Below are 23672 nucleotides of genomic sequence, written 5' to 3'. Positions count from 1 at the left end.
CATCCATAGCTCAGCTGGATAGAGTACTCGGCTACGAACCGAGCGGTCGGAGGTTCGAATCCTCCTGGATGCACCATTCTTTAGAGTGGCAGTGATTTTCTTCAGTATCTCCTCAGGTTTGTCGCGTTACCCCCAAACTCAAAGCTTTTCCGATGCATCCATAGCTCAGCTGGATAGAGTACTCGGCTACGAACCGAGCGGTCGGAGGTTCGAATCCTCCTGGATGCACCATCTTTCCCCATGAACGCCCGTTTCTTATTTCTCGCCTGTCAAACCCTTCTCGATTGTGCGTCATCATACCCATGCGTTTTTTCTGTACCAAACTGGCATACTGAACCTTTACGTCTTTAGTCAGTTACCCGCTGTTATCTTGCATTTTAATTCGTTTTCCCTGTGCAAATTTACTGTTAGAAATCCCTATGGCTTTCAAGGCATTTGCGGAACCACGCTGACAGCGACATTCATACTGCTTTACGCTAAAGTAATCGTTCCTTTATCAGGGTGGTTAAGAGAATGTACGACGCTTACGACGGCTTGATCTTCGATATGGATGGCACCATCCTCGATACTGAACCAACGCACCGCCAGGCCTGGCGTCAGGTGCTTGCTCAGCATGGGATGGCTTTTGATGAAAAGGCACTGATTGGCCTAAATGGTTCTCCGACCTGGCGTATCGCTCAGTTTATCGTTGAACAGCATCAGAGCGATCTCGATCCTCACCGCCTTGCTGCGGAAAAGACCTCTTTATTTAAAAGCATTCTGTTTGACGTGGTGAAACCGCTTCCGCTAATTGAGGTGGTTAAAGCCTATAAGGGACGGCGACCGATGGCGGTAGGTACCGGCAGCGAGCATGCCATGGCGGTTGCACTGTTGCAGCATCTGGGGCTCCGTGACTATTTCTCGGCGATTGTCGGAGCAGATGATGTTAAACGTCATAAGCCAGAGCCTGATACATTTATTCGCTGCGCGGAACTGATGGGCGTACCGCCTGCGCGCTGCGTAGTATTTGAAGATGCGGACTTTGGTTTGCAGGCTGCATGTGCCGCGGGTATGGATGCTGTTGATGTCCGTCTGCTGTGACTGAGTGGCTGACATACGGTTCGATGTTTGCCAGCAGTTTTCTGAGCGCTACGCTGTTGCCCGGCAGCTCAGAGGCGATGCTGGTAGGCCTGTTGCTGGCAGGAAAGGTTCCCGTTGTAAAATTGGTATTGGTTGCCGCCGTGGGTAACACCCTGGGTGGTCTGACAAATATTTTGATTGGTCGCCTGTTGCCGCTAAAAAAACAGGGGCGATGGCATACAACAGCGATGGCATGGCTACATCGTTTAGGGCCTGCTGCGCTGATATTTAGCTGGTTACCGGTGATCGGTGACCTGCTGTGCGTTATTGCCGGCTGGCTGCGTTTCGCCTGGTTACCGATGGTGTTTTTTCTCGCCATCGGTAAAACCTTGCGATATATCGCATTGGCTGCCGCAACTTTACAGGGCATGGAATGGTGGCATTGATTCGCTATTAGACGATGCTACGGTTAACATTATGCTTAACAATAATAAATTTTCTCTGAGCGGGAGGTCAATTTGATCCCGGACGTATCACAGGCACTTGCGTGGCTGGAAGCCCACCCTGGCGCACTTAAAGGAATTGGTCGCGGTATTGAACGCGAAACGCTGCGTGTCAGGCCCGATGGGCATCTGGCGACAACCCGGCATCCATCTTCACTGGGCTCCACGCTGACGCATAAGTGGATCACCACTGATTTTGCCGAAGCGCTGTTAGAATTTATCACGCCGGTCGATCAGGATATTGATCATCTGCTGGCATTCTTGCGTGATATTCATCGCTACACTTCCCGGGAGCTGGGTGAAGAGCGGATGTGGCCGATGAGTATGCCGTGCATTATTGAGCCGGGTCAGGATATTGAGCTGGCGCAGTACGGCAGTTCGAACATTGGGCGCATGAAAACGCTCTACCGTCAGGGATTGAAAAATCGCTACGGTGCGCTGATGCAGGTGATTTCTGGCGTGCATTACAACTTCTCGCTGCCGCTCTCTTTCTGGCAGGCCTGGGCAGGCGTAGAGAATGCGGAAAGTGGTAAAGAGGCGATTTCAGACGGCTATCTGCGCCTGATCCGCAACTATTATCGCTTCGGCTGGATTATCCCTTATCTGTTCGGCGCATCACCGGCTATCTGCTCTTCCTTCCTGCAGGGGAAAGAAAGCAATCTGCCTTTCGAACGCAGTGAACAGGGCATGCTGTCGTTACCGTATGCCACCTCTCTGCGCCTGAGCGATCTGGGTTATACCAACAAGTCACAAAGCAACCTCGGTATCACCTTTAACGATCTGCCTGGCTATATCAAGGCGCTGAAAGCGGCCATTAAAACACCATCCGCCGAATTCGCGGCGATGGGTGTGAAGGACGCCAACGGCGACTGGCTGCAGCTGAATACCAACGTGCTGCAAATTGAAAATGAGCTGTATGCGCCAATCAGGCCAAAGCGCGTGACGCGTTCCGGCGAAGCGCCTTCAGACGCGCTGCTGCGTGGCGGTATTGAATATATTGAAGTGCGTTCGCTGGATATTAACCCGTTCTCTGCGATCGGGGTCGATGCTAACCAGGTGCGTTTCCTCGATTTGTTCCTGATCTGGTGTACGCTGGCGGAAGCGCCGGATATGAACAGTGACGAACTGCTCTGTACACGTAAAAACTGGAATCGGGTGATCCTCGAAGGGCGTAAACCGGGGCAAACCATTGGCATAGGCTGCGGCGAGACAGAACAACCGCTGGTCGATGTGGGTAAAGCGCTGTTCCGCGATCTGCAACGGGTTGCCGAAACGCTGGACAGTCAGAATGGGGAAAATCACTACCAGCAGGTGTGCGATCGCCTTGTGGCCTCGTTTGACGACCCGGATTTGACCTACTCCGCACGTTTCCTGCAATCGCTGAAGGAAAACGGCATTGCCGGTACCGGACTGGCGCTTGCCGAACAGTATCGTCAGCAGCTGAATGAAGAGCCGCTGGAAGTATTGAGTGCTGAACAGTTTACTGAGGAAGCGCGTCGCTCGCAGGTAAGCCAGCAGCAGATTGAAGAAAGTGATACGCTGAGCCTGGAAGAATTTCTGAAAGGTAAAGGCTAGCGCCAAAAGAAAATGGCCACATCATTGTGGCCAAAGTAACATCTCTGTTGTCAGGGATGATGATAACAAATGCGCGTCTTTCACATAGTAAGATGCGAGCTGACAGAAAAAGTTTCACGATATCTAAAATAAATTCATTAGTTGAGGTAACAATATGCCATTGCTGGATAGTTTTACCGTTGATCACACCATCATGGCCGCTCCTGCAGTCCGCGTAGCTAAGACCATGAAGACCCCTCATGGCGACACCATCACCGTTTTCGATCTGCGTTTTTGCCGACCGAATATCGAAATCCTGCCTGAGCGCGGTATCCATACTCTGGAACACCTGTTCGCCGGTTTTATGCGCGATCACCTGAACGGTGAAGGCGTAGAAATCGTTGATATCTCGCCGATGGGATGCCGGACGGGGTTCTATATGAGCCTGATTGGTGTGCCGGACGAGCAGCGTGTGGCGAAGGCGTGGAAAGCGGCAATGGAGGATGTTCTCAAGGTTGCCAACCAGAACGATATTCCTGAGCTGAACATCTATCAGTGTGGCACCTGTGAGATGCACTCACTGGAAGAAGCACAGGAAATCGCGCGTCACATTATTGCTAATGATATCCGCGTTAACCGTAACGAAGATCTGGCTCTGCCGAAAGAAAAACTGAAAGAACTGCACATCTAAACGGTTCAGGGCGATCGGGTTCACCGATTGCCCTGTTATCTGTTCTCTTCCACTGCCGTCGGGCAGTCATACTGATTTACGAACTCACTGACTCTTTCAGCGGTTTTTGAGGTGTAACCCGCACCTGCTTAATCATATTCTCCTGGACGTCCAGAATATCCACTGCGTATCGACCAATGTGTATCGTGGTATCCGGCTGCGGAATATCCTGTAGCTCTTCCTGAATCATACCGTTCACGGTACGTGCGCCTTCTTCCGGTAACATCCAGTTGAAGGCTTTGTTGAGCTCGCGGACGTTGGCGCTGCCTTCAATCAGTACGGAGCCATCATTTTGCGGTACAACCTCTTCAGCCAGTGAAGGGGACATGGAGGTGGTGAAATCGCCGACGATCTCTTCAAGGATATCCTCAATAGTGACCAGCCCTTTGATGTCACCGTACTCATCGACAACCAGCCCCACTTTCTCTTTATTACGCTGAAACTTAACCAGTTGAACGTTTAGCGGCGTTCCCTCGGGTACGTAGTAAATTTCATCCGCTGCGCGCAACATCACCTCTTTCGTAAATTCCTTTTTCTCGGTCATCAGGCGATAGGCCTCCCGCACGCGCAGCATGCTGATCGTATCGTCCAGAGAGTCGCGATAAAGCACAATACGGCCATGTGGAGAGTGAGCCAGCTGACGCACGATCGATTTCCAGTCATCATTGATGTTGATGCCTACAATCTCGTTGCGCGGCACCATGATGTCATCGACGTTGACCTTGTCGAGGTCAAGTACCGACAGCAGCATGTCCTGATTGCGGTGTGACATCAGCGAGCGCGACTCATAAACGATGGTGCGTAACTCTTCTTTGCTCAGCGCGGAATTAATCGAACCGTTGCTCTTCATTCCTACCATACGCATCAGCAGGCGGGTGATGGTATTCAGTAGCCACACCAGTGGCATCATCATGATCTGCAAGGGGCCAAGAATAACGCTGCTGGGGAAAGCCACCTTTTCGGGGTAGAGCGCGGCGATGGTTTTAGGCAGAACTTCCGCGAACACCAGCACCAGGAAGGTAAGGATACCCGTTGCAATGGCCACGCCAGCATCACCGTAGAGACGGATACCAACAATGGTGCCCAGCGCAGAAGCCAGAATATTCACCAGGTTGTTGCCAATCAGCACCAGGCTTATCAGGCGGTCGGGACGGCGGAGTAATTTCTCAACCCTGCGCGCGGCACGGTCACCGTTTTTGGCCTGATGACGGAGCTTATAGCGATTCAGCGTCATCATGCCGGTTTCGGAACCGGAAAAGTACGCTGATACCAGAATCATGATAATCAGCGTCACGATCAGAGTCGTGGTGGAAACGTGTTCCAAGGGAGATCCTTGTTTTGGTCGATCAGGAGGTTAAAAAGTGCTGCAGCATGCGGCTGCCGAAGTAGGCCATAGTCAAAAGAAACGCGCCGCTGCAGTTGAACCAGACAACGCGCCGCCCACGCCAGCCCTCATGGTAATGGCCCCACAGCAGGACGATATAGAGGGACCAGGCAAGGAATGACAGTACGGCTTTATCAATGTTTTCACGGCTGAAAAGGTCCGGTAGAAAGAACAAACCGGTACAGAGCACCAGCGTCAGCAGCACCACACCAATCTGGGTGATATGAAACATTTTCCGCTCGATGGTCATTAGCGGCGGAATATCAGTAGTAAACGCCAGCCTCTTGGTTTTCAACAGCCAGTCAATCCAGGCCAGTTGGAGCGCATAAAGCGCGGCAATAATCAGCGTAGCATAGGCAAACAACGCCAGGCCGATATGCACCATCATCCCCGGTGTCGTTTCCAGATGCGTAATAAACGCATTAGGGACGAAAGTTGCAAACGCCAGGTTGATCAGGGCAAAGCTGTAAACAATCGGCAGCAAGATCCAGCCGCGGTTGCGCGAGGCGACAATGGTCATGATCGAGCAGATCAGCAGACTGACCAGGGAACCAATATTCAGCAGGCTGAGGTTCTGCCCCCCATCGAGGGAGAAGATTCGCTGCTGCAATGCAACGGCGTGAAACACCAGCGCGATGACGGCAGACAAAACGGCCAACCTGCGCCAGCTGCTGTTTTTACGCAGCAGGCTGGGAACAATCAGTGCAAGGCTACATGAATAGGCGAGTAGTGCCAGAATCGCAAATACGGACATATTAAGTGTTAGTACCGGCCAGAACTGTGAAAAAAGTCAGTATAGCGCCAGCGGCAGCAGGCTCCAAACGATCTCATCGCATATGGCTGAGATCCCTGCATCGCTGTGTTATAATCCGGCCAATTGTGTCGCCATGGCGGCCTCTCATTACGTTAAGCGAGAGACGATGTTTACTAATTTATCCGATAGATTGTCGCAGACCCTGCGCAACATCAGTGGCCGTGGACGGCTGACAGAAGACAATATTAAAGACACGCTGCGCGAAGTGCGTATGGCGCTGTTAGAAGCCGACGTTGCACTGCCGGTGGTACGCGAATTTATCAGCCGCGTAAAAGAAAGCGCCGTTGGTCATGAAGTGAACAAAAGCCTGACCCCGGGTCAGGAATTCGTCAAGATCGTTAAAAATGAGTTGGTTGCCGCCATGGGGGAGGAGAACAATACTCTGAACCTGGCCGCTCAGCCACCTGCAGTCGTGTTGATGGCGGGTTTGCAGGGAGCAGGTAAAACCACCAGCGTTGGTAAACTCGGTAAGTTCCTGCGTGAAAAGCACAAGAAAAAGGTGTTAGTGGTTTCTGCCGACGTCTATCGCCCTGCGGCGATCAAACAGTTGGAAACCCTGGCGGAACAGGTTGGCGTTGATTTTTGCCCTTCCGATCTCAGCCAGAAGCCGGTCGATATTGTTAAGAACGCTCTGCAACAGGCCAGGCTGAAATTCTACGATGTGCTGCTGGTGGATACCGCCGGCCGACTTCATGTAGATGAAGCGATGATGGACGAGATCAAACAGGTTCACGCCGCGATTAATCCGGTTGAAACACTGTTCGTTGTTGATGCCATGACCGGCCAGGATGCGGCCAATACGGCGAAAGCGTTTAATGAAGCGCTGCCGCTGACCGGTGTGGTGCTGACGAAGGTTGACGGTGATGCCCGCGGTGGTGCGGCCCTGTCGATTCGTCATATTACCGGCAAGCCAATCAAATTTATGGGTGTCGGTGAGAAAACCGAAGCCCTTGAGCCGTTCTATCCTGAGCGTATTGCGTCACGTATCCTCGGCATGGGCGACATGCTGTCGCTGATCGAAGATATCGAAAGCAAAGTTGACCGTGCGCAGGCTGAAAAGCTGGCCAGCAAGCTGAAGAAGGGCGACGGTTTCGACCTGAACGACTTCCTCGATCAGCTTAAGCAGATGCGTAACATGGGTGGCATGGCCAGCCTGATGGGCAAACTGCCGGGTATGGGACAGCTGCCGGACAACGTTAAATCGCAGATGGACGATAAAGTTCTGGTGCGTATGGAAGCCATGATTAACTCAATGACGCGTAAAGAGCGCGAAAAACCTGAGATTATTAAAGGTTCCCGCAAGCGTCGTATTGCAACCGGTTCGGGTATGCAGGTGCAGGACGTTAACCGCTTATTGAAGCAGTTTGACGACATGCAACGCATGATGAAAAAGATGAAAAAAGGTGGCATGGCGAAGATGATGCGCGGCATGAAAGGTATGATGCCGCCTGGCTTCCCAGGCCGTTAAACAAGTCGGAAAAGCGCTCGGGCGAATTAGGTTGCTTTTTTCGCCAAAATGAGTAAAATTTTTGGGCTTTTTATATTGCACCCGGGCCCCGTTCCCTCAATGGGGCCCGGTTGTTTTATTAACTAAAGAGGATGTTATGGTAACAATTCGTTTGGCACGTCACGGCGCTAAAAAGCGTCCATTCTACCAGGTAGTCGTCACTGACAGCCGTAATGCTCGCAATGGTCGTTTCATTGAGCGCGTTGGTTTCTTCAACCCGATCGCATCTGGTCAGGCTGAAGCACTGCGTCTTGATCTGGACCGCATTGAGCACTGGGTTGGCCAGGGCGCAACTCTGTCCGACCGCGTTGGTGCGCTGGTCAAAGAAGCAAAGAAAGCAGCTTAATCTGTCACGGTGGTCAACATGAGCAAGCAACACAACCAGCCTCCCGCTAACCCGTTAATTCTGGGAAAGATGGGCTCGGCCTACGGTATCCGTGGTTGGCTCAAAGTGTTTTCCTCCACCGAAGACGCCGAAAGCATTTTCGACTATCAGCCGTGGTTTATCCAGCGGGCGGGTCGGTGGCAGCATGTCGAGCTGGAAGGCTGGAAGCGCCACAATCAGGATATGATCATCAAAGTTAAAGGCATTGACGATCGTGATGCTGCAGGTCTACTGACTAATTGCGAAATTGTCGTGGACTCGGAGCAACTGCCGGAGCTTGGTAGCGGTGAATACTACTGGAAAGACCTTATGGGCTGCCAGGTCGTCACCACTGAAGGCTACGAGCTGGGTAAAGTCATCGATATGATGGAAACCGGCTCAAACGACGTTATGGTCGTGAAGGCAAACCTGAAAGATGCATTTGGTGTGCAGGAACGGTTAATCCCGTTCCTCGATGAACAGGTTATCAAGAATGTCGATCTCACTACTCGTTCGATCAAAGTAGATTGGGATCCTGGTTTTTGAACTCCGAACAAAACGGTAATACTCCGGCGCAAAGTATGTGGATTGGCATAATCAGCCTGTTTCCTGAAATGTTTCGCGCAGTTACCGATTACGGAGTAACTGGCCGGGCAGTAAAAAATGGCCTGCTCAGCATTCAGAGCTGGAGTCCTCGTGATTTCGCTCACGATCGTCATCGTACCGTGGATGAACGTCCGTACGGCGGCGGTCCGGGAATGCTAATGATGGTACAACCCTTGCGGGATGCCATTCACGCAGCAAAAGCGGCGGCAGGGGAAGGTGTTAAGGTGATTTATCTTTCACCTCAGGGCCGCAAACTCGATCAAGATGGCGTTTGCGAGCTGGCGACCAATCAGAAGTTAATTCTGGTCTGTGGTCGTTATGAAGGGATTGATGAGCGCGTAATCAAAACCGAAATCGATGAAGAATGGTCGATTGGAGATTACGTACTCAGCGGTGGGGAGCTGCCAGCGATGACGCTGATCGACTCGGTTTCCCGGTTTATTCCGGGAGTGCTGGGGAAACAGGCGTCGGCGGAAGAAGATTCGTTTTCTGACGGTTTGCTGGACTGCCCACACTACACCCGTCCTGAAGTGTTAGAAGGTATGGCGGTTCCGCCAGTTTTGCTGTCGGGCAACCATGCTGATATTCGCCGGTGGCGCTTGAAACAGTCGCTGGGCCGTACCTGGCTTAGAAGACCTGAACTTCTGGAAAACCTGGCTCTGACTGTAGAGCAAGCAAAGTTGCTGGCCGAGTTCCAACGGGAACACGCCAGGCAACAAAACGATGAGACGGCTGGACAGGCATAACGCCGGGTTCGCCTTAACTATCAGTTTACCCAGGATAAGAGATTTAATTATGAGCAACATTATCAAGCAACTTGAACAAGAACAGCTGAAACAGGACGTACCTTCATTCCGTCCGGGTGATTCCGTGGAAGTGAAAGTATGGGTCGTTGAAGGTGCTAAAAAGCGTCTGCAGGCATTCGAGGGCGTGGTTATCGCTATTCGTAACCGCGGTCTGCACTCTGCATTCACTGTTCGCAAAATTTCCAACGGCGAAGGTGTTGAGCGTGTATTCCAGACTCACTCCCCAGTTGTTGGCAGCATTACCGTGAAACGTCGCGGTGCTGTGCGTAAAGCTAAACTGTACTACCTGCGTGAGCGTACTGGTAAGTCTGCACGTATCAAAGAACGTCTGGGCGCTTAAGCGACATCTGATAGTTAATAGTGAAAAGGGGTTAGCGTATGCTAGCCCCTTTTTTTATGAAAAATTCTCTGCCGACAAATACGCAAATACAAAATATAATGCCGTTGTCCGCTGATTTAAAAGCTTTTTTAAACAGCGTAACGAGTATGTTTGATTGATACCCCACAGCCGGAATCTTTCCTGATATGAGTAGCCCTTCAACGGGTATTTCGATGAAAATCGCCGCAGCGCTTAGCTCAACGCTGATGATGGCCTGTGTTAAAGATCTGGATGGTACCATCCCCGTCGGTGAAGTGATTTTCTTTCGGTCGTTTATCGCGCTGATTCCGCTGTTTATCTGGTTATGGAGCCAGGGCAGTATTCTCGATGGCATCAGGACGAAGAACGTTCGCGGGCACTTTGTTCGCGGCCTGGCCGGTACCGGCGGGCTCTACTTTAGTTATCTTTCGCTGATCTATATTTCCCTCGTTGACGTAACGGCGATCAACTATGCCTCTCCGCTGATTACGGTGGTGATGGCGGCGGTTATTCTGCGGGAAAAAGTCAAGTTTCATCGCTGGATAGCGGTGGCTGCCGGATTCGCCGGCATATTGGTTTATGCTGTCGGGACATCTCTTCTTTAATCGTGAAGGTGCCTTAACATCCGTAAACTGGACCTCCTCTCTGGGAATCATCCTCGCATTAGCGGCCGCGGTATGTATTGCCGGTGCGTCGATTCAGATCCGCTATCTTAACGGCATTGAAAAGCCGGGAGCCATTGCTTTCTGGTTTGCGGTGATGACCACACTATGGTTTGGCTGGACGGTACCGAATGCCCGACAACTGGTGCTGTTGATCAGCTGCGGATTGCTGGGAGGGATCACCCAGATATTGTTAACGCTAAGCCTGCGCTATGCGGATGCTTCACTGCTCGCACCGTTTGATTACACTACGCTGGTCTGGTCGGCGATGATTGGTTTTCTCTTCTGGGGAAATATGCCGGAGACGGCGACGTTAATCGGTGCTGGCCTGGTGGTCGCGGGTGGGATGATCTCAATGTATTTTGAGCGGCGTAACCGACGGATTGTTGCTTCGCTAAGTACGGAAAGTTAGGTTGAGCCCAGTGCGGAAAGCCAGGCTGGTTGCAAAGGCGAAAGTAAAGGGGCCTGATGTTTTCCCGGCCCCATTGATCTTTATCCGCGTTGGCCGGCGATGCGCAGAAGCTCAACGACCATCGGCGACAGTTCATTACGCAGGGCGGCTCGCTCTGACTGGAACAGCGTTGCCATAAAGAACCTGTGTTCGGGCAGTTCAATAGCGCGAACATCGCCGTCACGATCGTGGGCGCTGATACGCAGTGAGTGGGCGTTCAGTTCGTTGACGAAGTCAGCATTTACCCCATAATTGCAGTGGTAGCCTTCCTCGATCTCGCTTTTACCGTACAGTGTGGCCAGACGCGTTTCGGGCTGAATGATGATAGTTCCTGTTTTCTCTACCAGTGAACAGCTTAGTGGTGCAATGACCAGGCGCCCGCCGGTGTCGGTTTCGGCATGTCCCGCATCTTCCCAGCCCAACACATTGCGGGCATATTCCACAACGGCATACTGAAAGCCGCCGCATGAACCAAGAAACGGCAGATTGTTTTCGCGTGCATGCCGGATAGCCATAAACGCGCCGGCATCATTCAGATAGGGACTGCCGGGGACCAGCCAGACGGCATCATATTTGTCCAGCACCGACGCATCGGTAAGTTCAGGAGTTGGCAGCCATTCGGCAGTAACATCGATATTCAGGGACTGTGCGGCAAGATCCACCGCCAAAGGTATGGCCTGATGGGCAACCGCATCGGCGCGGTAATCGCCAATAAGAGCTAAGCGAACGTGAGACGCCATGGCTATTTATCCTGTGCAGGTAAAACAGAATGCTATATGAGACGGGATTATCTGGCAATGCCATCTTCATTTTCGTCCGGTGAGGGACGGTGCAGATGATAGATAACCGTGCTGACCGGACCGCTGTCCAGCACGATCAGCCCGTAGCGAATAGCGATAGTCTTCGCCCCCACTTTTTCCGCGACGGATCGGCTGGCGATATTTCTCTCTGCAACGAGGATCTCAACCACATCAACGTCCGGCTGGCTAAAGGCACAAGTGGCCAGCCGGCGAACCGCCTCACTGGCAATCCCCTGTCGTTGTTCATTGATGTGAACCCAATAGCCAATCGAGGTGGGAATCAGAGGATTGCTGCTGTAACGTAAACCGGCACCGCCGAGCAGGCGGCCATCTGCAGCGAACAGACCCAGTTCGTTGGCTGTACCCTGCTGGCGCTGCAGATGAGTCAGGTGAAACCAGAGCCGGGCCTCATCTTCCGTATAATTCTTATGTGCCCATGTCATCCATGGCAGAAGCGTATCCAGTGACTGATTAATAGCCTGCGAGAAGGCTGCTGCGTCAGTGTCCTCGAATGCGCGCATGATAAAATCCATTCGTTTCTCCCGATGATTTGCCTTAAATACCGATGATCGGTACTAACAGTATCACAGTACAATGAGGGGAAGGCGGCAGGTGACGGAAAAGACAGGCTTTTTTACTAAGATGTTATGTGTAATTAATTGTTTACGATTATCACTTGCCTTCTTTGTTGTTTTTTGAATCAACATTATTGATAACAAAGGATTTATATTAATTATAATGGCTGATTTTTTGTTGGTGGTAATAAAACTGTACGTTTGTGGGTTGAGTAATGTACGTATTGTGGTACAGTTCTTTTCAACCTCATTGAGGACCCCTATTAATCGAATTGCCCAGGATTACGATCATGCAAAAAGATGCGCTGAACAACATTCATATCGCTGACGAACAGGTTCTGATTACTCCGGAGGAACTTAAAAAACGTTTCCCGCTGAATAGCGCGCTGGAGCAGCAGATTGCCGCTTCACGCCAGACCATTTCCGACATTATCAATGGCAAAGATCACCGCCTGCTGGTGGTGTGCGGACCTTGTTCGATTCACGATACGGATGCAGCGCTGGAATACGCTCGTCATTTGAAAACGCTCGCTGACCAGGTTGGGGATCAGCTGTACATTGTGATGCGCGTTTACTTTGAAAAACCACGTACCACCGTTGGCTGGAAAGGCCTGATTAACGATCCGCACATGGATAACACCTTCGATATGGAAGGTGGTTTGCATATTGCGCGCCAGCTGTTGCTGAATCTGGTTGAGATGGGCCTGTCGCTGGCAACCGAAGCGCTGGACCCAAACAGCCCACAGTACCTCGGCGACCTGTTCAGCTGGTCCGCTATCGGTGCACGTACCACCGAGTCGCAAACTCACCGCGAAATGGCTTCCGGCCTCTCGATGCCGGTTGGTTTTAAAAACGGCACCGATGGTAGTCTGGGCACCGCGATCAACGCCATGCGCGCCGCAGCGATGCCGCACCGCTTTGTCGGCATTAACCAGGCGGGCCAGGTCTGCCTGCTACAAACTCAGGGCAACCCGGACGGGCACGTGATCCTGCGCGGTGGTAAAAAACCTAACTATGGTCCGGAAGATGTAGCCCAGTGTGAAAAAGAGATGCAGCAGGCGGGACTCCGCCCATCCTTGATGATAGATTGCAGTCACGGCAATTCTAATAAAGATTTCCGCCGCCAGTCGGGCGTGGCTGAATCTGCTGTTGCGCAGATCAAAGACGGTAACCGTTCGATTATCGGTCTGATGCTGGAAAGTCACCTCAATGAAGGCAATCAGTCTTCCGAGCAGCCGCGCAGCGAAATGCGCTACGGTGTTTCGGTCACCGATGCCTGCATCAATTGGGAAACGACAGAAAGCCTGCTGCGTGAAATTCATCAGGATCTCAATGGCGTACTGGCGGCACGTCTGTAGTAAGAGGATTAATGAGTTATGGTGGCTGAACTGACCGCACTGCGCGATCAAATTGATGAAGTGGATAAAGCGCTACTGGATTTACTGGCTAAACGGCTGGAACTGGTAGCGGAAGTGGGGGAAGTGAAAAGCCGCTACGGATTACCCATCTATGTACCGGAACGCGAGGCGACTATGCTGGCCTCGCGCCGCAAAGAAGCCGAGTTGCTGGGGGTACCGCCGGATCTGATCGAAGATGTGCTGCGTCGGGTCATGCGTGAATCCTACACCAGTGAAAATGATAAAGGCTTCAAAACGCTGAACCCTGAACTGCGTCCGGTGGTGATCGTTGGCGGTAAAGGGCAGATGGGGCGGCTGTTTGAAAAAATGCTGACCCTTTCCGGCTATCAGGTGAAGATCCTCGATAAAGAGGAGCATCATCAGGCGGCGGAACTTCTAGCGGATGCGGGGATGGTGATTATCAGCGTACCTATTCATCTGACCGAACAGGTGATCGCTGAGCTGCCGCAGCTGCCGCAGGACTGTATTCTGGTCGATCTGGCATCGGTAAAAAATAAACCGTTGCAGGCAATGCTGGCCGCGCACGGTGGGCCGGTACTGGGGCTGCACCCGATGTTTGGCCCGGACAGCGGCAGCCTGGCGAAACAGGTAGTGGTATGGTGCGATGGTCGTCAGCCGGAAGCCTATCAGTGGTTCCTGGAGCAGATTCAGGTCTGGGGTGCGCGGCTTCACCGCATCAGCGCGGTCGAACACGATCAGAATATGGCGTTTATTCAGGCGCTGCGCCACTTTGCGACGTTTGCCTATGGCTTACATCTGGCAGAAGAGAACGTGCAGCTGGAACAGCTGCTGGCACTCTCTTCACCGATCTACCGGCTTGAGCTGGCGATGGTCGGCCGTCTGTTCGCGCAGGACCCTCAGCTTTACGCAGATATTATTATGTCTTCGGAAAGCAACCTGGCGCTGATTAAACGTTACTACACGCGGTTTGGTGAGGCGATAAAGCTGCTGGAACATGGTGATAAGCAGGCATTTATCGACAGCTTCCGCCGGGTAGAGCACTGGTTTGGCGACTACGCTAAACGCTTCCAGGCCGAGAGCCGGACGCTGCTGCGCCAGGCAAATGACAGCCGAGCATAATTTGCCTTGTAGAAGGGCAGCCGTTGGTTAACCGCGCGCACTCAGAGTGTGCGGAAGTAACTTTCGGGCTGTCCTTTTTTATTGCTCTGTTCCGAATTCACCTGGTCCAGTATGGCTTACGGCTTCGCGGAGCCAAAACCGTGCTGATGCAAAATTTCCCGTGCCTCTTCCGACAGTAAAAAATCAGCCAGAGGTTGTGCCCCTACATCACAAACCGCAAAACCTTAGATTGCCGAAGCAGGCCCGCCGGGCCGAACTGCGTCTCCACGCCTGACGGATAAAGGTTCTGAAAGCGTTCAGTGATGGCTGACCAGACGGGGCGCAGGCTGCCGGCGGCCAGTACGTGCAGCGTTTTCATCAGTTGCTGCCGCGGTAATCAGTGCGATAAAAACGCTGATACCAGCTTTCGGCCTGCTGTTGCATATCGATATCCTTGAATTTTTCGGGATAAAGCTTTTTCGCCATCCAAAGTTCACCCAGTGCTATCGCTTCAGGCATCGGATACCCCCAGGCCTTGGCATATTCCGGCATCAGATAAACGCGATGGTTTTTTACCGCATCTAAAGCCTGCCAAACCGGCTGCTGATATATCTCATTTACCACCTGCGGGTATCGATCCTGGACAAAGATGGCCTGAGGGTTCCAGGCCATTATCTGCTCCATTGAAACCTGCTTATAGCCTTTTACCGTTGCGGCAGCGACGTTCATCGCGCCGGTATGGTTCATCATCAGTCCGGTGTACTTACCGGAACCGTAGGTTGTCAGGTCGGGGTTCGCCATATACACGCGGATACGCTGGTCGGCGGGAATGCCCTTAAGGCGGTCGGTGGTTTGCTGGCGCAGGCTAAAAGTGGCTTTAATCAGCGCCTCGGCCTGCTGCTGATGGTTCACCACCGTGCCGATTAAACGGATACCGTCTTTCAGACCCTGATTGTAAGCTTGTTCCTCGTTCTGCAACTCGGGATTAAGATGGCTCTGCTGTTTATCATCCGCCCGCAGCGAGATAGCAATTACGGCAATACCGAGCTGTTGTATCTGGTCGATGATCTCCTGTGGTGCGTAGTTGGTGACAAAGACAACCTGAGGATGGAGAGCGACCAGCTTTTCCAGATCGACATGGGTGAGATCGCCAAGCATCGGTACTTTGGTTAACTCAGGCACCAGGCGTGCATAACTATCACCAAGCTGCTGTCGCCAGTTGGCGAGTATCCCCACCATCTTATTCGTGGCATCCAGCTGAACCAGCAGGTTCAGAGTCTGATGCTGTAGTACGACGACCCGATCAACCCGATCGGGAATGATAACCTGTCGGCCAAGCTGATCGGTAACCACGCGATCGGCATAAGAGAAACAGGGTACGGAGGTCATCAGGACCAGTAGGCCAAAGGAACGGAGAATTTGACGCATGAAGATTTCCTGAAATTCGCTATATACCTAATGATATAGCGTCAGGGGGCCGGGGGGAATGATTCTGTGGCAGGAAATCGGCGGCCCGCACGACAGGCCACCTCTGTTCGTCAGAGTGGCTCTACCGCCACAACGTTTTCACTTGGATAGCAGCCCAGCACTTTAAGCGAGCGGGTAATCGGGGCCAGCTCGCGCAGCGCCTGCTGAACCTCATCTGAACGCAGGTTGCCCTGGAAATCGATGTAAAACATCTCTTCCCACGGATTACCGTTGATCGGGCGGGACTCCAGCTTACTCATAGTCAGATTATGCTGGCGCAGTACCAGTAATGCCTCAACCAGCGCGCCCGCCTGCTGTCCGGTGGCCATGATCAGCGTGGTTTTAGCCGGAACCTGCATTGAGACATCTACCGGTTTGCGGGCCAGTACGATAAAGCGGGTGATATTCTGCCGCTGATTGGCGAGATTTCTTTCCAGAACCTGCAAACCATACAGATCGCCCCCGGCTTCGCTGCCCAGTGCGGCGACTTTCGGTGAATTCATCGCAGCGACTTTTTCCATTGCGGCAGCAGTGCTTTCGGTGTACTCAATTTTCCAGTGCGGGTAGCGGTGAATAAACTGGCTGCACTGCTGGAAAGGCTGAGGGTGGCTGTAAACCGTTTCAATCTGCTGGAGATCGGTGCTGCCGGAAACCAGCACACAGTGGTCAATGGGTAGAGTGATTTCCCCGACAATCGACAGACTGGTTTGCTGCAACAGATCGTAGACATCGGTGATGGAGCCGGATGTGGTGTTTTCGATCGGCAGAACGGCGTAATCCGCCTGACCGGTCTCAACCTGGTTAAAAATATCGTGGAATTTCAGGCAGCCACTCTCGATGAAATTATCAAAATGGCGCGCCGCATAGTGGCGCGAGGCCAGATGCGAATAGGAACCCTTTGGACCAAGGAAAGCGATACGGGCAGACTGTGCGTTAGTGTTATTGAGATGCTTTTGCAGCAGCGCCTGCTGGGTTAGTACGGAATCTTCAATAATTAGCTGAAACAGGCGGGTGATGTAGTGGGCATCCAGCTTATGTGCTTTGCCCAGCGTAATCAGATGTTCAAGCAAATCGCGTTCGCGATCGATGTCGCGGATGGGGCGATGCGTCGCCATTTTAGCCGTGGCAACGTCGATCGCCAGCGCGCGGCGTTGAGCCAGCAGTTGCAGTAGTTCTTCATCCAGCGCGCTGATTTTACCACGCAGGGCCAGCAAAGGATTCTCGGAGTTCATATCGCTACCTGTCAGATGTCGCTAAAAAAAAAGCCTCCCTTTGTCGGGAGGCTTTATTGTTCGTCTTCGCATTCATTCTTACACGACGAATTGCCTCCCAGTCAGGGGAAGGTAAAAAAGAATGCGAAGAAAAACGGAATAAATTTCATTTTGCTCAATTCTTAGCAGTGGTCTGGAGGGTTAAAGTAACCGCTGTAATTTCATTCTGTCAATAAAAAGCGCGCCCGCAGGCGCGTTATTCGGGATGTATAATTTATTCTTCGTCAATCGGACTGAGATCTTTGACACTGGCGGCGGCGCGGCGCGCTTCACCTTTGTGCTGAACTTTGTTCAGCTGGCGCTCGAGTTTATTGAGCAGCTCGTTGATAGCCGTGTACATATCTTCATGTTTGGCGGTGGCAACCAGCGGGCCGTTAGGCGTATTGATGTTAGCATCGGCAACGAACTCTTTCGGCTCCTTTGAAAGAACAATGTGCGGATTAATCAGATGGGTTTGCCATTTTTCGAGCTTAGAGAGACGGTCTTCGACATGCTGGCGGATAGCCGGAGTAATTTCCATTTGTTTGCTGGTAATGTTCAGAACCATAGTGCTTACCTCTCTGTCATTTCCGTCTTGGTAAGTCCAGCATAGCGCCAAAAATAGTAAAATGTGTGATTTAGATCACGTTTTATTGTCACTTTTTGTCAAGAAGGATAAAAGTGTGAAACCGACAGATAAAAGCGGCCTGGGTCCTTGCCGACACGTATTTTCAATGGCATTGTTGATGAGATAACTTGACTGGAACTTTGCCGGGATGGCATTTTTCAGGCGTAAAAAAGGCAGCTTACGCTGCCTTTTTTGTTACCAGCGAATCAAGCCTGATTAGCAGTGATGATTTTAGCCACACGCTCAGCTTCGGCATTAAGCTGCAGCTGACGATAAGCATTTTCCATCAGTGGTAACGCAGTGCGCGTTGCTTTCGTATCCGGGTAATCTTTCAGCATTTGCTCTACACGGTTAACCACAGCGACATAAGCACCGCGTTTAGTGTAGAATTCAGCCACGGATAATTCGTATTTCGCCAGGCGATCTTTCAGGAACACCAGGCGCTTACGTGCATCGGTCGCATATTGACTGTTAGGGTAGCCGCGCAGTAACTGCGAGAAGTCCTTAAAAGCATTACGCGCATGAGCTGGATCGCGGTCTGAACGGTCAATACCAAAGAATCCCTGCAGTGCACTATCATCCAACGCCATATCCGTCAGGCCACGCATGTAAATGACGTAGTCAATGTTCGGATGGGTGGGATTGAGGCGCATAAAGCGGTCGATGGCAGCCTGGGCCAGCGGCAAATCGGCATTCTTATAGTATGCGTAGATCAGGTCTAGCTGAACTTGCTGGGAGTAAGGGCCGAATGGATAGCGGTTATCTAGCGCTTCCAGTTGCGTTATTGCTCCTTTAAAGTTACCGTCCTGCAGTTTTTGCTGGGCAGTGGCATAAATCTCGGAAGGCGGGCTGTCAGGCACCACATCCTTGGAGCCGGAACATCCAGCTAATGCCAGGCTCAACGTGGCTGCAGCCACCAGATATTTCATACGCGTCATGACGATTTGATTATCCTCAGAGTGTTATTCAGGAAGCTGTCCGTATAGCTCCCGATAGTGACCAGGTACAATAGCACATTATATTAAACGGCATCGCCGTGAAAACCCAACGTTAACGAAGAAGCTGTGTATGGCACAACAAGTAAAACTCAACGCAACGGTATCCGAATCGCAACTCGGACAACGCTTAGATCAGGCTTTGGCCGAATTGTTCCCTGATTATTCACGTTCTCGCATAAAAGAATGGATTCTTGACCGTCGCGTAACCGTAAACGGCGAAATAATCGACAAACCGAAGGAAAAAGTGCTCGGGAGTGAGCAAATTATCATCGATGCGGAAATCGAAGAAGAAGCCAGATGGGAAGCGGAGGACATCCCATTGGACATTGTTTATGAAGATGATGATATCCTGGTCATTAACAAACCGCGCGATCTGGTCGTCCATCCTGGTGCCGGTAATCCCGATGGGACGGTGCTGAATGCGCTGTTGCATCATTTCCCGGCCATTGCCGATGTACCGCGCGCGGGTATCGTCCATCGTCTGGATAAAGATACAACCGGGCTGATGGTTGTCGCTAAAACCGTTCCGGCACAGACGCATCTGGTTGATTCGCTTCAGCGACGCGAAATTACTCGCGAGTATGAAGCTGTGGCCATTGGGCGCATGACGGCGGGTGGCACCGTTGATGAACCGATTAGTCGTCACTCAACTAAGCGTACGCACATGGCGGTGCACCCGATGGGTAAACCGGCAACCACGCATTATCGTATTATGGAGCACTTCCGTGCCCATACGCGTCTGCGTCTGCGTCTGGAAACGGGGCGTACTCACCAGATCCGTGTGCATATGTCGCACATTACACATCCGCTGGTGGGCGATCCGCTCTATGGTGGTCGTCCACGTCCACCAAAAGGTGCTTCCGAAGCATTTATTACTGCGCTACGCGGTTTCGATCGCCAGGCCCTGCATGCCACCATGCTGCGTCTGTACCATCCAATTACCGGTATCGAGATGGAGTGGCACGCGCCGCTGCCGCAGGACATGGTCGATCTGATCAATGCCCTGAAAGCGGATACCGAAGAGTTTAAAGATCAGATGGACTGGTAATGAAGCCCGTGATTCCTGACTGGTCACTTCCCGCCAATGTCCGTGCGTGCAGCAGCACGCGCGGTGGCGGCGTTAGCCATGCTCCGTGGGACAGTTTGAATCTTGGCGCGAACGTTGGCGACGATCCCCAGCATGTACAGGCTAACCGGCAGCGCCTGGTGAAGGAACTTAATTTACCTTCGATGCCGGTTTGGCTGGAGCAGGTTCACGGTACGGATGTACTGCGGCTTGATGGGCAGCCATCGGCTTCACGGCGGGCGGATGCGGTCTATACCCGTGAACCAGGGGTTGTTTGTGCCGTCATGACTGCCGATTGTCTGCCGGTGCTCCTTTGCTCGGCGGATGGTCGGGAAGTCGCGGCTGCTCACGCAGGCTGGCGCGGTTTGTGTTCCGGAGTACTCGAAGCAACACTGGGTGCTTTTTCTGCTCCGGCCGGAGAGATTACCGTCTGGCTCGGGCCGGCTATCGGGCCGAACGCATTTGAGGTCGGAGCGGAGGTTCGCGACGCGTTTTGTGCCATCGATCCTGCTGCCGGCTCCGCTTTTCGTGCTGCGGGTGAAAAGTTTTATGCCGATCTCTGGATGCTGGCAACACAGCGCTTAAACGCTGCCGGAGTGCGGAATATCAGGGGCGGCGGTGATTGTACTTATACGCAGGAAGAACAATTTTTCTCCTTCCGGCGCGATGGAATCACCGGGCGTATGGCAAGTTTCATCTGGCTGATATAACCTAGCGCCATAAGACGGTCCGGATTGATGTTTTTTTCTCCGAAATGTTCAGGTCATTACCTTGAAAAATTTGAGGGATGACCTCACTTAATCTCCAGTAGCAATTTGACCTGAATGGGGGAAATTATGCGTCTGGATCGTCTTACTAACAAATTTCAGCTGGCACTGGCTGACGCCCAATCCCTGGCCCTCGGCCGAGATAACCAATTCATCGAACCTTTGCACCTGATGAGCGCACTGCTTAATCAGGAAGGTGGTTCCGTACGTCCTTTACTGACCGCAGCTGGGGTTGATGTTGCTTCCTTACGCAGCGATATTGAACAGGCACTCAGTCGCTTACCGCAGGTTGAAGGTACCGATGGCGATGTCCAGCCTTCTGCTGACCTGGTCCGCGTACTGAACCTGTGTGACAAGCTGGCGCAAAAGCGCGCCGACAACTTCATTTCATCAGAATTATTTGTTCTGGCAGCACTCGACTCCCGAGGTTCACTGGCCGACTTACTGAAATCGGCCGGTGTCACCAATGACAAGCTGACGAAAGCGATTGACCAGATGCGAGGAGGAGAGAACGTGAACGATCAAGGGGCGGAAGATCAACGCCAGGCATTAAGTAAATACACTATCGATCTCACCGAGCGCGCCGAGAAGGGCAAGCTTGACCCGGTCATCGGCCGTGATGAAGAGATTCGCCGTACCATTCAGGTACTACAGCGTCGTACCAAAAATAACCCGGTGCTGATTGGTGAACCCGGCGTCGGTAAAACGGCCATCGTTGAAGGGCTGGCGCAGCGCATCATTAACGGTGAGGTGCCGGAAGGGCTTAAAGGCCGCCGCGTGCTGGCGCTGGATATGGGCGCGCTGGTGGCCGGGGCTAAATACCGCGGCGAATTTGAAGAGCGTCTGAAAGGCGTACTGAACGATTTATCGAAACAGGAAGGCAACGTCATTCTGTTTATCGATGAATTGCATACCATGGTGGGTGCCGGTAAGGCCGACGGTGCGATGGACGCCGGTAATATGCTGAAGCCTGCGCTGGCGCGCGGCGAACTGCACTGCGTGGGTGCCACGACGCTTGATGAATATCGCCAGTACATTGAAAAAGATGCTGCGCTGGAACGTCGTTTCCAGAAGGTGTTCGTGGCTGAGCCAAGTGTGGAAGATACCATTGCCATCTTGCGTGGGCTGAAAGAGCGTTATGAGCTGCATCACCATGTACAGATTACCGACCCGGCAATTGTCGCGGCGGCAACGTTGTCCCACCGTTATATTGCCGATCGTCAGCTGCCGGATAAAGCTATCGACCTAATCGATGAAGCGGCTTCCAGTATCCGTATGCAGATCGATTCTAAGCCAGAATCTCTCGATCGCCTGGAGCGCCGTATCATTCAGCTGAAACTGGAACAGCAGGCGCTGAAGAAAGAATCTGACGATGCCAGTATTAAGCGTCTGGAGATGCTGGAAAACGAACTTTCGCAGAAAGAGCGTGAATACTCCGAGCTGGAAGAAGAGTGGAAGGCTGAGAAAGCCTCTCTCTCGGGTACTCAGCATATTAAAGCCGAGCTGGAGCAGGCAAGGCTGAATATGGAACAGGCGCGCCGACTGGGTGACCTTGGGCAGATGTCTGAGCTGCAGTACGGTAAAATTCCGGAGCTGGAAAAACAGCTGGCGGCAGCCACCCAGGCAGAAGGTAAAACCATGCGCCTGCTGCGTAACCGCGTGACCGATGTTGAAATTGCCGACGTGCTGGCTCGCTGGACCGGGATTCCTGTGGCCCGCATGATGGAAGGCGAACGTGACAAACTGCTGCGAATGGAGCAGGAACTGCATACGCGGGTGATTGGACAGAATGAGGCGGTGGAAGCCGTGTCCAACGCTATTCGTCGTAGCCGTGCGGGGCTGGCCGATCCCAATCGTCCAATTGGTTCGTTCCTGTTCCTCGGACCGACCGGGGTGGGTAAAACCGAGCTGTGTAAAGCGCTGGCTAACTTTATGTTTGACAGTGACGACGCGATGGTACGTATCGACATGTCCGAGTTTATGGAGAAACACTCTGTATCGCGTCTGGTTGGGGCACCTCCGGGATATGTTGGTTATGAAGAAGGCGGATACCTGACCGAAGCGGTACGTCGTCGTCCTTATTCCGTGATCCTGCTGGATGAAGTTGAGAAAGCCCATCCGGATGTTTTCAATATCCTTCTGCAGGTGCTGGATGATGGTCGTTTAACCGATGGTCAGGGCAGAACGGTCGATTTCCGTAACACCGTGGTGATCATGACTTCTAACCTTGGCTCCGATTTGATTCAGGAACGGTTCGGTGCACTGAGCTATGGCGAAATGAAAGAGCTGGTCATGTCGGTTGTCAGCCACAGCTTCCGTCCGGAGTTCATTAACCGTATCGATGAGCTGGTGGTCTTCCATCCACTGGGCGAGAAGCATATTGCTTCTATTGCCCGTATCCAGCTGCAGCGTTTGTACCAGCGTCTGGAAGAGCGGGGTTATGAGCTGCATATTTCCGATGCCGCTCTGCAGCAGCTCGGTGAGAATGGTTATGATCCGGTATACGGTGCGCGACCGCTGAAACGTGCTATCCAGCAGCAGATAGAAAACCCGCTGGCGCAGCAGATTCTCTCCGGGGCTTTGGTACCGGGTAAAGTGATTGAAATGGATCTGCAGGATGGCGTTATTGTTGCGCATCAGTAACCCTCAATGCTTAGAACAAGCCATTTGGAATAGGGTTATTTAGATTTGTCGTAATTAAAATGGGCCGTAAGGCCCATTTTTGTTTATTAAATCGGCAAAAAAGAGTGTTAAAAGGGACTTTTGGGTAAAAAAACAACATTCGAACATCTTTTTAAAATTAGCCCTTGTCAGCCGCCAGAAAACCCCTATACTGCGCCTCCACT

24 protein-coding genes, 1 tRNA gene, 1 pseudogene and 1 other annotated feature are annotated in these 23672 nt (G+C 52.3%); of the genes and pseudogenes, 16 read left to right on the top strand and 10 right to left on the bottom strand.

The features are described from left to right. The first annotated feature begins 154 nt into the window (after nucleotides 1–154). From AC07U6_RS07125 to luxS, 5 genes are all read left to right on the top strand, one after another. Nucleotides 155–231 (top strand) — tRNA-Arg (locus tag AC07U6_RS07125). A 282-nt stretch (nucleotides 232–513) separates the two neighbouring features. After that, nucleotides 514–1080, top strand: a complete 567-nt coding sequence (yqaB, locus tag AC07U6_RS07120) for a fructose-1-phosphate/6-phosphogluconate phosphatase (protein ID WP_494763613.1) — start codon at nucleotides 514–516, stop codon at nucleotides 1078–1080. Then, a complete protein-coding gene (locus AC07U6_RS07115) occupies nucleotides 1077–1505 on the top strand; it encodes a YqaA family protein (RefSeq protein ID WP_494763612.1) in 429 nt (142 codons plus the stop codon). The genes yqaB and AC07U6_RS07115 overlap by 4 nt, the downstream gene beginning before the upstream one ends. Before the next feature lie 72 nt (nucleotides 1506–1577). Then, a complete protein-coding gene (gene gshA / locus AC07U6_RS07110; RefSeq protein ID WP_494763611.1) occupies nucleotides 1578–3137 on the top strand; it encodes a glutamate--cysteine ligase in 1560 nt (519 codons plus the stop codon). Nucleotides 3138–3291: 154 nt separating this feature from the next. Continuing rightward, on the top strand, nucleotides 3292–3807 hold the full coding sequence (gene luxS / locus AC07U6_RS07105; protein ID WP_105593979.1) for an S-ribosylhomocysteine lyase: 516 nt from the start codon (nucleotides 3292–3294) through the stop codon (nucleotides 3805–3807). 76 nt (nucleotides 3808–3883) lie between these two features. Here the strand turns inward: luxS and AC07U6_RS07100 are convergent, their stop codons facing one another. Continuing rightward, the gene (locus AC07U6_RS07100) at nucleotides 3884–5170 is read right to left on the bottom strand and encodes an HlyC/CorC family transporter (RefSeq protein ID WP_494763610.1); all 1287 of its coding nucleotides are present in this window, start codon (nucleotides 5168–5170) and stop codon (nucleotides 3884–3886) included. A gap of 22 nt (nucleotides 5171–5192) precedes the next feature. After that, complete coding sequence (locus tag AC07U6_RS07095) at nucleotides 5193–5984, bottom strand: cytochrome C assembly family protein (protein ID WP_494763609.1); 792 nt, start codon at nucleotides 5982–5984, stop codon at nucleotides 5193–5195. Nucleotides 5985–6150: 166 nt separating this feature from the next. Between AC07U6_RS07095 and ffh the strand changes: the two genes are divergently transcribed. From ffh to AC07U6_RS07065, 6 genes and pseudogenes are all read left to right on the top strand, one after another. Then, nucleotides 6151–7512 (top strand): signal recognition particle protein, encoded by a 1362-nt coding sequence (gene ffh, locus AC07U6_RS07090; RefSeq protein WP_494763608.1) that lies wholly within the window; start codon nucleotides 6151–6153, stop codon nucleotides 7510–7512. A 136-nt stretch (nucleotides 7513–7648) separates the two neighbouring features. Beyond that, nucleotides 7649–7897: a 30S ribosomal protein S16 gene (rpsP, locus tag AC07U6_RS07085; RefSeq protein ID WP_105593983.1), complete on the top strand. Its 249-nt coding sequence runs from the start codon at nucleotides 7649–7651 to the stop codon at nucleotides 7895–7897. A gap of 18 nt (nucleotides 7898–7915) precedes the next feature. Next, on the top strand, nucleotides 7916–8461 hold the full coding sequence (gene rimM, locus AC07U6_RS07080) for a ribosome maturation factor RimM (RefSeq protein ID WP_494763607.1): 546 nt from the start codon (nucleotides 7916–7918) through the stop codon (nucleotides 8459–8461). A 35-nt stretch (nucleotides 8462–8496) separates the two neighbouring features. Next, nucleotides 8497–9267 (top strand): tRNA (guanosine(37)-N1)-methyltransferase TrmD, encoded by a 771-nt coding sequence (gene trmD, locus AC07U6_RS07075; protein WP_494763606.1) that lies wholly within the window; start codon nucleotides 8497–8499, stop codon nucleotides 9265–9267. A gap of 49 nt (nucleotides 9268–9316) precedes the next feature. Continuing rightward, nucleotides 9317–9667, top strand: coding sequence for a 50S ribosomal protein L19 (gene rplS, locus AC07U6_RS07070; protein WP_494763605.1), 351 nt, complete (start codon nucleotides 9317–9319; stop codon nucleotides 9665–9667). A gap of 185 nt (nucleotides 9668–9852) precedes the next feature. After that, nucleotides 9853–10759: pseudogene (locus AC07U6_RS07065) on the top strand (DMT family transporter). An 80-nt stretch (nucleotides 10760–10839) separates the two neighbouring features. On the opposite strand, the gene AC07U6_RS07060 reads toward AC07U6_RS07065, so the two are convergent. Further along, nucleotides 10840–11538, bottom strand: a complete 699-nt coding sequence (locus AC07U6_RS07060) for a CTP synthase C-terminal region-related (seleno)protein (RefSeq protein ID WP_494763604.1) — start codon at nucleotides 11536–11538, stop codon at nucleotides 10840–10842. Between the two features lie 47 nt (nucleotides 11539–11585). Continuing rightward, nucleotides 11586–12131 carry a GNAT family N-acetyltransferase gene (locus tag AC07U6_RS07055; RefSeq protein WP_494763603.1) on the bottom strand — a complete coding sequence of 182 codons (546 nt, stop codon included), beginning with the start codon at nucleotides 12129–12131 and terminating at the stop codon, nucleotides 11586–11588. A 332-nt stretch (nucleotides 12132–12463) separates the two neighbouring features. On the opposite strand from AC07U6_RS07055, the gene AC07U6_RS07050 reads away from it, so the two are divergent. Together AC07U6_RS07050 and tyrA are read left to right on the top strand one after the other, a co-directional pair. Then, nucleotides 12464–13531, top strand: a complete 1068-nt coding sequence (locus AC07U6_RS07050) for a 3-deoxy-7-phosphoheptulonate synthase (RefSeq protein ID WP_494763602.1) — start codon at nucleotides 12464–12466, stop codon at nucleotides 13529–13531. An 18-nt stretch (nucleotides 13532–13549) separates the two neighbouring features. Then, the gene (gene tyrA / locus AC07U6_RS07045) at nucleotides 13550–14671 is read left to right on the top strand and encodes a bifunctional chorismate mutase/prephenate dehydrogenase (RefSeq protein ID WP_494763601.1); all 1122 of its coding nucleotides are present in this window, start codon (nucleotides 13550–13552) and stop codon (nucleotides 14669–14671) included. Between the two features lie 202 nt (nucleotides 14672–14873). Here the strand turns inward: tyrA and AC07U6_RS07040 are convergent, their stop codons facing one another. From AC07U6_RS07040 to bamD, 6 genes are all read right to left on the bottom strand, one after another. Further along, nucleotides 14874–15029, bottom strand: coding sequence for a hypothetical protein (locus tag AC07U6_RS07040; RefSeq protein ID WP_494763600.1), 156 nt, complete (start codon nucleotides 15027–15029; stop codon nucleotides 14874–14876). Then, complete coding sequence (locus tag AC07U6_RS07035; RefSeq protein ID WP_494763599.1) at nucleotides 15029–16078, bottom strand: ABC transporter substrate-binding protein; 1050 nt, start codon at nucleotides 16076–16078, stop codon at nucleotides 15029–15031. The genes AC07U6_RS07040 and AC07U6_RS07035 overlap by 1 nt, the downstream gene beginning before the upstream one ends. 110 nt (nucleotides 16079–16188) lie before the next feature. Continuing rightward, the gene (gene pheA / locus AC07U6_RS07030) at nucleotides 16189–17349 is read right to left on the bottom strand and encodes a bifunctional chorismate mutase/prephenate dehydratase (RefSeq protein ID WP_205066126.1); all 1161 of its coding nucleotides are present in this window, start codon (nucleotides 17347–17349) and stop codon (nucleotides 16189–16191) included. Nucleotides 17350–17372: 23 nt separating this feature from the next. Next, nucleotides 17373–17499: a sequence feature (Phe leader region), on the bottom strand. After that, entirely contained in the window at nucleotides 17451–17498 is a 48-nt protein-coding gene (gene pheL / locus AC07U6_RS07025) for a pheA operon leader peptide PheL (RefSeq protein ID WP_105594002.1), read from the bottom strand. (Overlaps the previous feature by 48 nt.) A gap of 103 nt (nucleotides 17500–17602) precedes the next feature. Beyond that, nucleotides 17603–17935 (bottom strand): ribosome-associated translation inhibitor RaiA, encoded by a 333-nt coding sequence (raiA, locus tag AC07U6_RS07020; protein ID WP_494763598.1) that lies wholly within the window; start codon nucleotides 17933–17935, stop codon nucleotides 17603–17605. 266 nt (nucleotides 17936–18201) lie between these two features. Then, nucleotides 18202–18933: an outer membrane protein assembly factor BamD gene (bamD, locus tag AC07U6_RS07015; RefSeq protein WP_494763597.1), complete on the bottom strand. Its 732-nt coding sequence runs from the start codon at nucleotides 18931–18933 to the stop codon at nucleotides 18202–18204. Between the two features lie 130 nt (nucleotides 18934–19063). Here bamD and rluD point away from each other — a divergent pair, with 130 nt between their 5' ends. From rluD to clpB, 3 genes are all read left to right on the top strand, one after another. After that, the gene (rluD, locus tag AC07U6_RS07010; RefSeq protein ID WP_494763596.1) at nucleotides 19064–20041 is read left to right on the top strand and encodes a 23S rRNA pseudouridine(1911/1915/1917) synthase RluD; all 978 of its coding nucleotides are present in this window, start codon (nucleotides 19064–19066) and stop codon (nucleotides 20039–20041) included. Further along, a complete protein-coding gene (gene yfiH / locus AC07U6_RS07005; protein ID WP_494763595.1) occupies nucleotides 20041–20769 on the top strand; it encodes a purine nucleoside phosphorylase YfiH in 729 nt (242 codons plus the stop codon). The genes rluD and yfiH overlap by 1 nt, the downstream gene beginning before the upstream one ends. A 126-nt stretch (nucleotides 20770–20895) precedes the next feature. Beyond that, on the top strand, nucleotides 20896–23469 hold the full coding sequence (clpB, locus tag AC07U6_RS07000) for an ATP-dependent chaperone ClpB (protein WP_494763594.1): 2574 nt from the start codon (nucleotides 20896–20898) through the stop codon (nucleotides 23467–23469). Nucleotides 23470–23672: the final 203 nt, after the last annotated feature.

Source organism: Erwinia sp. GW821-FHT03D09 (genome assembly GCF_059420805.1).
The sequence above is the reverse complement of the archived record's forward strand: the minus strand, read 5'-3'. Positions and strand labels throughout refer to the sequence as shown.